Genomic DNA, 13062 nt, shown 5'->3' with positions numbered 1-13062 from the left:
CAGGTCTTTTCTTTATCCCGTTATTAGCTCACCTTATTTAGTCACGAATACCTAATGCGATTTTTGCCATACGTGACATGCGTTCTTTAGACCATGGCGGATTCCAAACGACATTTACTTCTATTTCATTTACTTCAGGTACATTTGTTGATAATACTTTTTTAACGTCCGATACGATTTGACCAGCCATTGGACAACCGATGGAAGTCATTGTCATTGTAATGACAGCATTATTATTTTCATCCGCGGTAACATCATAAACTAATCCAAGATTGACAATATCAACACCTAGCTCAGGGTCAATAACAGCTTCTAAGTTTGCAAATAATTTATTTTCAAATGCTTCTTGTGACATAAGGAGCACCTCCTACCTATTAATGGTGATATCGATTCTCATTATAACGGAATTGTGTATAATGTGCAGGAAATGAGCTTGAAAAAATATCCCTTTTGGAAGAGGGATATTTTGTGACAAGCTATTCGGTTTTAAAATGAGATACGAGTTGATCTAATTCTTCAACTGTTTGTTTCATTTTCCCAGCAGTTACTGTCATCTCATTCATAACAATAACTTTCTGCTCAGCAAATTGTGATGTTGCGGCAGTTTCACTGGATACTTCATTCGAAACAGAAGCAATGTTATTAAGTGAAGCATTCATTTCTTCAGCGCTTGCAGCCATCTCTTCAGCAGTTGCAGATATATCCTGCATTTGAGTAGATACTTTATTTACTTGTTCAACAATTGTTGTGAAAGAAGTACCAGCTTCACGAATGACATGAATGCCTTCAAATGCTTCAGAGCGACCTTGAGCCATCATAGAGCTAGCAGTTTCTGTATCATTTTGAATTTGATGGAGTAATTTGTTAATATCTGTTGCAGCTGTTTTAGATTGTTCAGCAAGTTTTCGAACTTCATCAGCTACGACAGCAAACCCTTTTCCTTGTTCGCCAGCACGAGCTGCTTCAATAGAAGCATTCAAAGCAAGTAAGTTCGTTTGCTCAGCGATATTAGAAATTGATTGTACAGCTGTATCAATATATTTCGTGTGAGTGATTAGACGTTCGACCACTTCTGACGTAGCATTTACAGCTTCATGAATCGTTGTCATTTGTGAAACAGATTTTTGGATAACTGTGTTTCCATCGTTAGCATGTTCAGATGTAGCGACAACAAGTTCAGCTACAGATGAAGCAGATTCAGCAATACGCTGAACGCTTACTGTCATATCGTCCATTGCAGTCGAGCTTTCTTCCATACTAGAAGTTTGAGATTGAATACTGGCATTTAAATTGGACATCGAGTTTTGAATTTGTATTGTCGCTTCACGTGATGTATTCGTATTTTCTAACATATTTTCAGAAGCGGTTTGTACTTCCAATGATGTTTTTTGAAAACGATGAATGATATGTTGTAGGTTTTCTAACATTTTATTAAATGATGTTGCAATAGTGCCGATTTCATCATTGCTAGTTACTTGAAGGCGTGCTGTTAAGTCACCTTCTTGAGAGGCTAATTCTTTTAGCTTAATGTCAATCTGCTGAATTGGTTTTACAAGTTTACCAGAGAACCACCATGCAAGAATAATTGCAACGACAATACAAATAACAAGTGATAGGAAGACTGCATATTCAATTCGGAGTGCAGATTGATCAATTTGTTCAATTGATTGTTCACGTAACTTAGCTTGCTCATTACTATAATTAGTGAAATCGCCAATTACTTTATAGACTGTGCCATTTTCTGTAGAAGCTACTTGCAAAGCTTCTTCCCACTTCTGCTCTTTTGCAAGAGTGAAAACTTTCTCTTCAATAAATTGTCTCCAAGTAGATCCTAATTCCATTGTATTTTTCACAGATGGAGAAAGATTTGGATTAGAAAGAATTTTAGCTTTCGAATCCTCAAGATTTTTACTCATTTCATTAAACTTGTCTAATTCCACTTGATCATGTTGTAGTAAATAACCTCTTAAAGCAGAGAGTTGTACTTGATAAGCGTCCCCACGCTCTTTTAATTCAGTCGCAAGAGGTGAAATTTCTTCTTGTAGTGCGTCAGCTTTATGTGACTGATCGATAGCGAAGTATAAAATGAAAGCTAAGGCGATACCAAATAAAGCACAAATTGTTCCCATCATGAACATAAGTTTTTTTCTAATGCTGACAAAATTCATATGATAAAAAAAGCCTCCTTTTTAAAATCTTAGTATTATAATTAATTGATATAAAATTGAAAGTAAGCTTTACTCCAGTTGGAATAAAGCTTGCTTCTTTCCTTTAGGCATTATAGCAGACAGAATGAGAGAAAGATATATTTTAAAGTAAAGAGGGAGATTGATGTTAGTAAATGTTCTTAAAATGTATACATTTGTATATCCGAAAATTAATAAATAAATATTAAAAATGCCTATTGTAATTTGAAATAACATCATGTATACTTCTAATTAGTTGATAACGATTATCAATATCAACTAAAGACATTACTCTTCGTTATGTTGGTCATACCCCTTTTTGACGACGTAAGTCAGAGACAAAATGTTGAAATATCTTGTGTCCTATTCTACAGAATTATGGTAATCTCCAACCTCAACTTATATGCGTGAGCATGCAAAAAGGATCCTATCCGTGAAGGGATCCTTTTTTGCATGTTGTCGCAACTATTGTATATAGACCTGGCACACGTTCTTCAATTCCTTCTGGTGCAGTAGAAGGGAAGACCCATCGTTGATGAGATCCATGTTCTTCAACTAGTTCTTCGACTTTAAAATTTTCTGCGGCGAGTGTTGTAATAATTTCTCCTAACGTCCAGCGGCGTATATTTGTTTTCGGTACAGATTCTTTCTGCGCTTCTGTAAGAAGAATGCTGTAAGCAACATCATCTTCAATTAATTCTTCATCGAAATAATTCCCACTTGCTTGAAATGATGGATGGTCGACTCCTAATAGTTTTGTATACATTGGATGATAATCTCGAAGGATAAGTGTTCCGTCCGTTTTTAATAATTGAGAGATTTTTGTAAAGAGCGGTTTTAAATCTAAAAAGTAATGGAGTACACCAAGTTCTAGTAATACGATATCAAATGATTCAGGGAGAGTTACATCTAGTACATCAGAGACGATGTATTGAATAGAAACTCCGGCAGATTTTGCGAGCTCATTTGCGTATTTTGCATTACTTGCTGAAATATCAACAACCGTTACGTCAGCTCCTAAAAGAGCGAGAGCAACGGCTTTACTACCTTTTGAACCGAGTAAATTAATAATACGCTTTTCTTTTGGAGATTGTATGTAAGGTAAATAATGAGCTACCTCTCGCAAGGGATCTTCCATGATCTTTTTTGCATAAGCAGCTGGCGCCCCGTGGCGATTCGTCCATGCTTCATAAGCAGCTGCATTCCAGCTCTTTTCATTAATAGCGCTTAGTTGTTTTTGATTCAATGTGATCACTCCTTTTGTGAACGTATAGGTATTCGGCGGGAGGAGGAGATTTCCTGTTTTTTTAAAAAAATTTGATTTTTCTGTTATTAAGTCGTACAATACGTGTTATATAAAAGCGTTGAAAAGGAAAAGTAGGATGAAACCATTCTTTCCAGAGAGCTTCGGTAGCTGAGAAGAAGCAAGAATATTCATTTGAACAATGGCCTTTGAGCTTCGTCCTGAACTTATCAAATGATAATAGTAGGCGGCGACGAGAGTTGGTACTCGTTATCAAAACCACAGTATAAGAGCATATAGCTCCGTACTTGTTAAGGCTAATTATGTGAGTAATTGGCGAAATAAGGTGGTACCGCGACTGTTTATACAGCCCCGCCCTTATCTTTTTTAAGATAGGGGTGGGGCTTTTTATATTTTAAAGGAGGAGTGTAAGATGAGTATTTTTATTGGAGGCGCTTGGCCGTATGCAAATGGTTCGTTACACCTTGGACATATTGCTAGTTTGTTACCTGGAGATATTTTAGCACGTTATTATAGGGCAAAAGGCGAGAATGTGTTGTATGTTTCAGGAAGTGATTGTAATGGAACACCAATTGCAATTAGAGCAAAACAAGAAGGTGTGACGGCGAAAGAAATTGCTGATAAGTATCATGAAGAATTCCAGCGATGTTTTCAGAATCTCGGTTTTACGTATGATTGCTATACACGTACAGATAGTGAGCACCATCATGAAACAGTTCAAAAAGTTTTTTTACGTTTATTAGAGGAAGGCTATATTTATAAAAAAACAGTGGAACAAGCATATTGTGAAACGTGTACACAGTTTTTACCGGATCGTTATGTAGAAGGAATATGTCCGCATTGTCATGAAGCAGCAAGAGGAGATCAATGTGATGCTTGTTCGGCCATTTTAGATCCACTCGATTTGTTAGAAAAGAAATGTAAGTTATGTGGTAGTACGCCATCCGTACAGGAAACAGAGCATTTCTATTTCGCACTGCATACATTTCAGGAGCAAATTAAAAGGGCTGTAGAAATCGCCAAACAAACAGGGACATGGCGCGACAATGCGATTCAACTAACAGAGAGATATGTAAAGGAAGGATTACAAGATAGGGCTGTATCACGTGATTTACCAATCGGGGTACCAATTCCGGTAGAAGGGTATGAAGATAAGAAAATTTACGTATGGATTGAAGCAGTGACAGGGTATTATTCAGCAAGTAAGCATTGGGCTGAAGAAACAGGGAAAGATGATCAAGAGTTTTGGGATAGCGAAGCGAAAACATATTATGTGCACGGAAAGGATAATATTCCGTTTCATTCCATCATTTGGCCAGCAGTATTACTTGGAATAGGGGAGGACGCACTCCCACATCATATCGTTTCGAATGAATATTTAACAGTGGAAAAAAGAAAATTATCTACAAGTAAAAACTGGGCAGTATGGGTGCCTGACATATTAGAACGCTATGATCCAGATTCTATTCGTTACTTTTTAACAGTAAATGCACCAGAAAATCGCGATACTGATTTTTCATGGCGAGAATTTATTTACAGTCATAATAGTGAATTGTTAGGGGCATATGGAAACTTCGTGAACCGGACATTAAAGTTTATTGAGAAATACTATGGTGGCATCCTGCCGAAGGGAGCTATCAATGTAGAGCTGAAAGATAAGGTAGAAGGATTATATAAAAATGTAGGAGAGGCGATTGAGCAAACTAAATTTAAGGTGGCGCTAGAATCAATATTTGATGCAGTACGTTTTGCAAATAAATACTTTGATGAGAGGCAGCCTTGGAAACAAAGGGAGGATGATCCAGTTTCATGCGAAGAAACGATTTATAACTGTGTGTATCTTATCGCTAATTTTGCGAATCTTCTTGAACCGTTTTTACCATTTTCAAGTGAAAGAGTTAGAAACACATTATCGATTGTGAAACGAAATTGGGAGCCTCAACATACGTTGCCGAATAGAATTGATAGCGTGCGGCCATTATTTGAACGAATCGATATAAAGCAAATTGAGCATGAGATAGAAAAGCTATATGGAGCGGTAAAGTGAGATAGACAAAAGACCTTTCAAATAAATGAAAGGTCTTTTGTCATGCGCTATGCGCACTACTATGTTTCTTTCCTTTCCTAGCCGTAAGCAGCTGAGGAGTGAAAATCCCAATCAATATAAAAATAATCCCAATCCATTGCATGAGCGTTACGACTTCATGTACAAGTGTAATAGAAGCGATAATGGCTGTTGGTAATTCAGCTGCTCCTAATATTGTCCCAAACCCTGTTCCAACTTTCGGTACACCGATTGAAAAACAAATGACAGGTACAACAACGCCAAAAAGTCCGAGGAAGAAAGCATATTTCCATAGACCCGCTTGCAAGGCACCGTCTGTTAAAAAGGTTGGCGGGAAGAATAGGCATACGATAAGAGTAGCGCTTGTTGTCATGAGAAAGCTTTTCGTATAAGGCGGAACATCTGTAGCAACGCGCCCGCTTGCAAAAACATAGAATGAAAAAGAGACAGCAGCTAATAGTCCAAAGATAATCCCTTTCGTAGAAAAACTTTGTCCGAGGCCGTCAAAGATACCACCTGCAAACAATGTGCCAGTAAATAAAATAATGATAGATATCACTTTCTCACGGCTTGGAAATGTTCGATTTGCAATTGCTTCGATTACTACACCAATCCAAGTGAATTGGAAGAGTAGGACGACAGCGATAGATGCTGGTAGTTCTTCTACAGAAATAGCATAGAAAATCCCAGTCATACTCATCGTTGTTCCGACTGTTAGTAATGAAAAGAATTGCTTTTTTGTTACTTTATGACGGGAAAAGAAAAGAACGAGCAGTAGTAGTCCAATCCATCCGAAGACATATTGCCCTCCTAATAGTTGTTGCGCTGAAAAGCCATCAATGAATCCGAGTTTGAAAATAGTTGAAAGAACACCGTAGCTACAAGCGCCGAATAAAACGAGTAATGAATACTTAAATTTTTCCATAAAGATCCTCCTTTTAAATAATAAAAAACGCCCGCTATCCAAAAAGGATAACGGGCGAACGAAACAGAGTAAGACACTCTACAAAATTCCGCCATTCATACGAAGTATGAATTTGGGGTATGAAATTAGAGTTAGTTTTTACATTGCTTTTGGGAATACAATGGAGCATTTTACACCTTGAGATGTGTTTTGTATTCCATAAGGAAACTGATGTTTATCTAATATTTGCTTTACAATATATAACCCAAGACCACTGCCTTGTACTAAGCCATGTTTGCTAGGATTTGCGCGATAGAATGGCTCAAATAAATGGGCAAGTTTATCCTCATCGATTTGTGAACCTGTATTTAATACTTCTAATGCGTAACCGTTTGGCTTTTCATAAAGCTTTATATATACATGCTGATGATCAATTGTATAATGAATTGCATTTGAAATAATGTTAAAAATAGCAGTCTGAATAAATTTAGGATCAGCTAGAATTTGTACATCTTGTTTAATGTTAGATTGAACATTTAATTGTTTTACAGATACAAAATAATCTACTTTTTTTATAACATCCTCAATAATAGTAGTTAATGAAACCACTTCTAAATTCGGTTTAAATTGAGGGTTTTGCATTTTGGATAATTCTGACATCTTTTCCGTTAATATGTTAATATCTTGCATCATTTCGTAGGAGCGTTGTAAATACTTATCTCTATCTTTATAAGCCCCGATCCCGTGAATCATCCCATCTAGTTGTCCCATAACGGCTGCGATTGGTGTTTTTAATTCATGGGACACCATAGACATAAATTCTTTACGAGATTGTTCTAATTGTTGTTCCTTTTTGAGCTCATTTTTTAAATCTTGATTACTTTCATGTAAATTTTTCACAATATTTGGTATTTGTGAAGCGGCTACTTGCAAATTAAAATCTGTTTGATCTGGATTTTTGTTAATTAGCTTTTTATCTGAGAAATCAAGATTCATAATATCTTTTAATGCATCGCTCATATATTGAAAAGGTTTGGCAATTAATTTTGCATAAATTAAAGAACCGAGCAGAGATAATGCAAGCATTGTTGCACCAATACGCGGAGCTAATTGTTGCAGAGCATCTGCTAAACTTGGATTATCTTGTGTATCATTTGTTTTACTTGCTGCATTTTGTTTATGTAAGGCATCATTGTTAGCGACTTGCTTTTCCGCTTCTGTAAGTGAAGCAGTTGTGCTATTTTCCCCCGAAATATTTTGTGCATGTTCTTTTGCTTTTACAGTTTGGCTAGGCTGCAAAAGGTGATTGATAGCTGTAGAGAGTGTTTTATAGTCTATACTAGAAGGTTGAAAATTAAAAATGTTACCCTCTGACACAGCTTTATTTTGATTCGTTTTATCTTGCTCGTTTTGTTTGTCTGAATCCGCAAGTTCTGTAGTTTGCGTTTCATTTGCAGAACGTTCTTTATCGTAGTTTGAAGCTAGAAAATAAATAATTTGATAAAGACAAAATGATAAAAGAATACAAAATAATAAGGTTTTGATGAAAATATTTTTGGTGATGTTGTCTTTGCTACGATTCGATTTTGTAGCCAATGCCTTTCACCGTTTTAATATAAGGAATCCCTAATTTTTTGCGTAAGTTTTTAATATGTGTATCGATAACTCTTACATCACCATAATGTTCATAGCCCCATACCTTATTCAACAAATCACTTCTTGATAATACTTTTCCTCGATTTTGCAGTAAAGTATATATAATTTCAAACTCTTTTGTAGTCAATTCAATTTGATTACCATGAACGTAAGCGGCGTATGCTGTAGAATTTAACATCAATTCATGGAAGTGTAGTATTGTTGCAGTCTCTGCTTCCTTCGTTGCTGCCCTTCTTAATACAGCTTCTACACGCTTAATAAATACAGTGTAATGGAACGGTTTCGTAATATAGTCATCAATACCTAATTCAAATCCTTTAATTTCACTTTCTTCATTATGTAAACCTGTTAACATAATAATCGGTACATCAGATTGTCCTCGCATAATTTTACAAATACTATAGCCATCTATATCTGGTAACATCACATCAAGGAGGACAAGATCGTATGAATTTTTTTGGAAAAGAAGTATACCTTCCGTTCCAGCGCCAACGACATCCACGGTAAAGTTTTGTGCCATTAGAAACTCACGAATCAGTTCTTGTATATCTGGGTTGTCTTCAATCACCAGTATATGCGTCATAGTAACACCTCCTAAATAACGCTTTTTACTACAATATTCAAATTCATCATTTTTCGAATGACTCAGATTGTTTATACATATAATAAGCCCCCGCTATAAAATAATCATAAAAGTAGCAAGGGGGATTGTTTATCTTAACTGAATATCTTGGAATTACAGTAGTTCTATTATAGTATGTATTGTAAAATTTATAAAACATTATAACTGTATAATTTTAATATCCATGTTTATCAATGTTTGGATGTTATTTGACACAATCTATTCCCATTATATATGCAAGTATAGTCGTTTTGCTACTGTAAATGAAGAAATAAAATAAGCCAAGATATAAAATTCTTGGCTACACGTAAATCTTGTTCTTAGGTTATTTTACAGTGACAGTAGCTTGCTCTGGAATACGCTCAAATAACCAGCGTACATCATTGTTATACATGCGTATACAACCAAGAGTTGTCGCCTTTCCAATTGCTTGATTATTATTAGTTCCATGAATCGCATAAGTAGTTCCGTAAGTACCTGCCATATTTAATCCAAGCCAGCGATCACCAAGTGGATTACGTGGATCTCCACCTTTAATCTTTCCTGTATAGTAGGGACGATTTTTAATTTTATTTACAATCTTAAAAGTGCCTTTTGGAGTTGGCGTTGCAGCTTTTCCAGTCGCAACAGTAAAACTTTTTACAAACTTTCCATTTTGATAAAAGTCCATTTTCTTTGTGTTTGTATCTACAATAAGCTGATTGTTCGTTGATGATGCCTCAGCAGAAATATGTGGTACTGATAAAAAAACTACTGATAATAAAATGCTTAATAATATTTTTTTCATTATATTCTCCTTTTACTATTGTAGTAGTGTTACATACAATGAATTTGTAATCCTCGTAATGCTTGATTTACATTCTCATCTAATGTTTCAAAGAAGGTAGTAATCTTTGCATTGTGTTTGTTGTTTTTATCAATTAGTAATCTTTCATTTAGCAAAAGCTCACCACGTAATCCAAAACTTTGAACTTGAATATGTAGTTCATCTTCAGTTTCAGAAATGATCGGTAAGAAATAGTGAAAAGCTTTCGTTGGAATGATGTAGCTTTTACCAACCATGCTCTCTTGATTGGAGTTAATCCATTTTCTCGTGACAATCTTAATATTCTTTTTTGAAACGATAAAAGACAGCGTTGTAGATTTTGTTAAACTTACGTCAAACTCATTTGTTTCACATATGTGTAAATTAAAAACGGTTTCATTTTGTTGAGATTCAACATTTGTGTTAATAAAATCGTGCATTTTATAAGCTTCCATTTCTTATTCACCCTTTATTCAATTTCGAAAAGCGACTTATATTTATTCAATTTCCTGTTTACTCATATATTAGTTAAATTTTTCAACAAATTCCGATATAATCTTACAATACGTATATGAAGCTAATATGAAGTTAGTATGAGTTTGTGGTGGTTTTTTATTGAGAACAAAATAAAGGGATTTTGTGTGTAAAAAAATGGATAAAAAATGTATATTATTAGGTTAATTGGTTGTTATTTCTCCTTGGAAAAAGAATTTATATCATTCAATAAAGAAAGTGGAAATTATAGTTTGAGTCTTACAAAAATGTAATAAAAATGTAAGCTATTGTGATAGTTATTTCGACAATTTTTTTATACAATAATAGTAAGAAGTTGCACGTGAAGGAGAGATGACATGGAATGGGTTCATGAATTATTTCAGCAGTACGGGTACTATGTTGTACTTGTAGGCTTGCTGTTAGAATATATTGCGCTTCCGTTTCCGGGAGAGCCAACATTAGCATATGCGGGATTTTTAGCACAGAAGGGCGATTTAAGTTTACCGATTTTAATTATCCTATCCTTTATTGGGACAAGTGTAGGAATGACGATTCAATACTTTTTAGGAAATAAATTAGGTATGCCCTTTATTCAAAAGTATGGGAAATACGTGTTTTTAACACAAAAAAAAATCGACTTAACAAGAATGTGGTTTGATAAGTATGGATACTTCTTGATTTTTATCGGTTTCTTTATTCCTGGTGTACGTCACTTTACAGGATACTTTGCAGGCATTATTAACTTACCATTCCGCCGCTTTGCAATTACAATTTACTCAGGTGCTCTATTTTGGGTATCATTCTTCTTAATTGGTGGTTACTGGTTAGGTGGCAACTTACATGATATTTTTGGAGCGCTAGAAGGTCACATCGGTAAAATCATTTTTGGAGTGATTGTAATTGTAGCAATTACGTTAGGGGTTCGTTTCCGCAAACAGTTAAAACGAGTATTCTTACAAAATGCAAGTTAATATGGAATCCATTCTATGTCAGAATTTAGGGAGGCAGTGCAAAAGCACTGCCTCTTTTATTTTATCCCGCTTTAATGGGCAGTAAGACCCCCACCTCAAAATTCAGCGAAAGCAAAGAAGTTAGGTGAGGGATCAACTGCCCATAAAAGTCCGATTGGTTCAACTAATAATCAGTGGGGGATGAAGAAAACCCCCACTGATTAAAGTTTCACTTTATGTTCCAATCTATGTTCAACTTTCCTTTTAATCGATTTCCGCTAACTATAATGTAATAAGTTCCTGTCTTAATTGCGGCGAAATGGTACGTATTAGGGCCAGTTGAATCTAAATAATTTTCTTCCTCTTGAAATTCACTAGCCATTTTTACGGATCCCATGTAGCCCTCCGGATTTTCATCTCGTGATTCAATGGTGAATTCTAATATGTCACCTCGTTTTAGTTCAATTGGGACTTTATGTTCACCACTAAAATGTTGGAAAGATGCTTCGAAAGAGTTATCTGTTTTTGTTTCGACCCATTGTTCTTTTGATGTTCCGAACCTTTCTAAATCTACTAAGTTAATTGTGATAAATATAATAAACATAATGCTTGGTACGAAATATTGTACCCACTTAAATTTTGTTGCTATGACTGTACATAAATAGAAAGAAAGAGAACATACTGCTCCAATTGATCCGAGGAACAAGAACTGTATTAAATCAGCTTCTTTAAATATTAGGAAGGGAAGAAAAAATAAATAGCCGCAAAAAATATAAAGTAATAATGTCTTCAGTTTTGTATATGTTTTTAATTTCAATTTATCGATGCAAATAGAACAAAAAATTGCATATACCGCAAGAATAGGAACGAAGGGAACATATAGTAGTTCTCTTAATCCAGCTACGAAACTATATAATGTTGGTTGATTAGTTGCTAAGAGAAGCGTGCTAATAAGCAATAATAACAAGAAAGTCGCTGTAAGCTTAGTAAGAATATAGGAAAAAGTAGATGTTTTATTCATATGTCACTTCCTTTGTTTAATATTTCACATTCATTATATAGGTTATTTTCATCATAATACATCTTTATTTTTGTCAATTATTAACGTCAAAATGACAATTATAATTGACAAAAATAAGGATATTATTTACAATTCTATTTAAATAAATGAAAAAGAGGTAAGGTATGAAGCTGCAAAATCGTGTGAGAGAATTGCGAGCAAAGCATCGTATATCACAAGGGGATTTAGGGAAAGCGATTGGATCATCGCGGCAAACGATTAGTTTAATTGAGCGCGGGGATTATGCACCGTCTATTGTATTGTCGTTAAAAATCGCACAAATTTTCAATGTACCGGTGGAGGAAATATTCACGTTAGTGGAGGGGGAAGAGGACGATGAAGATTAAACAGTCAGCGATAGTAAAGCTGTTAATAGGAGCAGTTTTGGGTGGAGCTATAGGGTATGTAGTAGGAGATATTGCAACGACTAGCACGAGCAAAGTACCATCTGTTGTGAGCATTGTTATGATGATTGTACTTGGAGTAGGAGCGATATATTATATTTGGAAGCGCACAAAGACACTTTTACAGATGAAGGATGAAGAAGAAAGTGGTAGCGGACGAAGACTTGGAATCGTACTTATTTATTTACGGGTAATGGAAATTGTCGTTATGTCGTGGTTCGTGTGCTCTGTTATTTCTGTCTATAAAGCATATGTGGATGCGGAGAATTTATTTTGGGTGATTGCTAGTTTAACGATGTCTACAGTAGGCTTTATGATTACGACTTTGTTAGGAAGTGTAACGCGAAAAAAATATAACGCACTATATCCAGAACAAAGTGTAACGTATTCACAGTCAATGGAAATGTGGGCGAAAAATGCAGATGAAGGGCAAAAACAGATTGTGCATGAAGCGGGATATAAAGCATATCGATATACAAATATGACACTTGTTTGTGCATGGTTTGTAGCAATTATGTATGCACTGTTAGATGGTAAGGACTTCCTTATGGTCATTATGATTTCATTTGTTTGGGTTTTACATGTTGGAACATATATGTACGAAATGCATAGAAAAATGATTTATTAAGGGGAGAAAAAGGTGGATATTTT

13 protein-coding genes and 1 other annotated feature are annotated in these 13062 nt (G+C 35.2%); of the genes, 4 read left to right on the top strand and 9 right to left on the bottom strand.

Annotated elements, in window-relative coordinates; translation table 11 throughout:
• Nucleotides 1-37: 37 nt before the first annotated feature.
• The 3 genes from DN410_RS13090 to DN410_RS13080 all read right to left on the bottom strand — a co-directional run bounded on the left by DN410_RS13090 (nt 38) and on the right by DN410_RS13080 (nt 3432).
• Entirely contained in the window at nt 38-355 is a 318-nt protein-coding gene (locus tag DN410_RS13090; protein WP_000076418.1) for a metal-sulfur cluster assembly factor, read from the bottom strand.
• 121 nt (nt 356-476) lie between these two features.
• The gene (locus DN410_RS13085) at nt 477-2168 is read right to left on the bottom strand and encodes a methyl-accepting chemotaxis protein (RefSeq protein WP_149176834.1); all 1692 of its coding nucleotides are present in this window, start codon (nt 2166-2168) and stop codon (nt 477-479) included.
• A gap of 445 nt (nt 2169-2613) precedes the next feature.
• Nucleotides 2614-3432, bottom strand: a complete 819-nt coding sequence (locus DN410_RS13080; RefSeq protein ID WP_255446741.1) for a class I SAM-dependent methyltransferase — start codon at nt 3430-3432, stop codon at nt 2614-2616.
• Nucleotides 3433-3541: 109 nt separating this feature from the next.
• Nucleotides 3542-3812, top strand: a binding site (T-box leader).
• Between the two features lie 50 nt (nt 3813-3862).
• On the opposite strand from DN410_RS13080, the gene metG reads away from it, so the two are divergent.
• Nucleotides 3863-5497 (top strand): methionine--tRNA ligase, encoded by a 1635-nt coding sequence (gene metG, locus DN410_RS13075; protein ID WP_149176832.1) that lies wholly within the window; start codon nt 3863-3865, stop codon nt 5495-5497.
• Between the two features lie 40 nt (nt 5498-5537).
• Here the strand turns inward: metG and DN410_RS13070 are convergent, their stop codons facing one another.
• The 5 genes from DN410_RS13070 to DN410_RS13050 form a co-directional block, all read right to left on the bottom strand.
• Entirely contained in the window at nt 5538-6440 is a 903-nt protein-coding gene (locus DN410_RS13070; RefSeq protein ID WP_149176831.1) for an EamA family transporter, read from the bottom strand.
• A gap of 138 nt (nt 6441-6578) precedes the next feature.
• The gene (locus tag DN410_RS13065) at nt 6579-8015 is read right to left on the bottom strand and encodes a sensor histidine kinase (RefSeq protein WP_149176830.1); all 1437 of its coding nucleotides are present in this window, start codon (nt 8013-8015) and stop codon (nt 6579-6581) included.
• A complete protein-coding gene (locus DN410_RS13060) occupies nt 7993-8658 on the bottom strand; it encodes a response regulator transcription factor (RefSeq protein WP_000148837.1) in 666 nt (221 codons plus the stop codon). The genes DN410_RS13065 and DN410_RS13060 overlap by 23 nt, the downstream gene beginning before the upstream one ends.
• Before the next feature lie 364 nt (nt 8659-9022).
• Nucleotides 9023-9484 carry a L,D-transpeptidase gene (locus tag DN410_RS13055; protein WP_149176829.1) on the bottom strand — a complete coding sequence of 154 codons (462 nt, stop codon included), beginning with the start codon at nt 9482-9484 and terminating at the stop codon, nt 9023-9025.
• Nucleotides 9485-9513: 29 nt separating this feature from the next.
• Nucleotides 9514-9957 carry a DUF3978 family protein gene (locus DN410_RS13050; protein WP_149176828.1) on the bottom strand — a complete coding sequence of 148 codons (444 nt, stop codon included), beginning with the start codon at nt 9955-9957 and terminating at the stop codon, nt 9514-9516.
• A gap of 396 nt (nt 9958-10353) precedes the next feature.
• Here DN410_RS13050 and DN410_RS13045 point away from each other — a divergent pair, with 396 nt between their 5' ends.
• A complete protein-coding gene (locus tag DN410_RS13045; protein ID WP_071724514.1) occupies nt 10354-10968 on the top strand; it encodes a DedA family protein in 615 nt (204 codons plus the stop codon).
• Between the two features lie 208 nt (nt 10969-11176).
• On the opposite strand, the gene DN410_RS13035 is transcribed toward DN410_RS13045, so the two are convergent.
• Nucleotides 11177-11968: a hypothetical protein gene (locus tag DN410_RS13035; protein WP_149176827.1), complete on the bottom strand. Its 792-nt coding sequence runs from the start codon at nt 11966-11968 to the stop codon at nt 11177-11179.
• Nucleotides 11969-12132: 164 nt separating this feature from the next.
• On the opposite strand from DN410_RS13035, the gene DN410_RS13030 reads away from it, so the two are divergent.
• Together DN410_RS13030 and DN410_RS13025 are read left to right on the top strand one after the other, a co-directional pair.
• Nucleotides 12133-12354 (top strand): helix-turn-helix transcriptional regulator, encoded by a 222-nt coding sequence (locus DN410_RS13030; RefSeq protein WP_149176826.1) that lies wholly within the window; start codon nt 12133-12135, stop codon nt 12352-12354.
• Entirely contained in the window at nt 12344-13039 is a 696-nt protein-coding gene (locus DN410_RS13025; RefSeq protein ID WP_149176825.1) for a DUF3169 family protein, read from the top strand. The genes DN410_RS13030 and DN410_RS13025 overlap by 11 nt, the downstream gene beginning before the upstream one ends.
• Nucleotides 13040-13062 lie beyond the last annotated feature (23 nt).

Origin of the sequence: Bacillus sp. SH5-2 (assembly GCF_008368905.1) — a bacterium.
GTDB classification, from domain to species: Bacteria; Bacillota; Bacilli; order Bacillales; family Bacillaceae_G; genus Bacillus_A; species Bacillus_A luti.
Note: the sequence above shows the minus strand (reverse complement) of the source record. Positions and strands in the feature narration are given on the sequence as shown.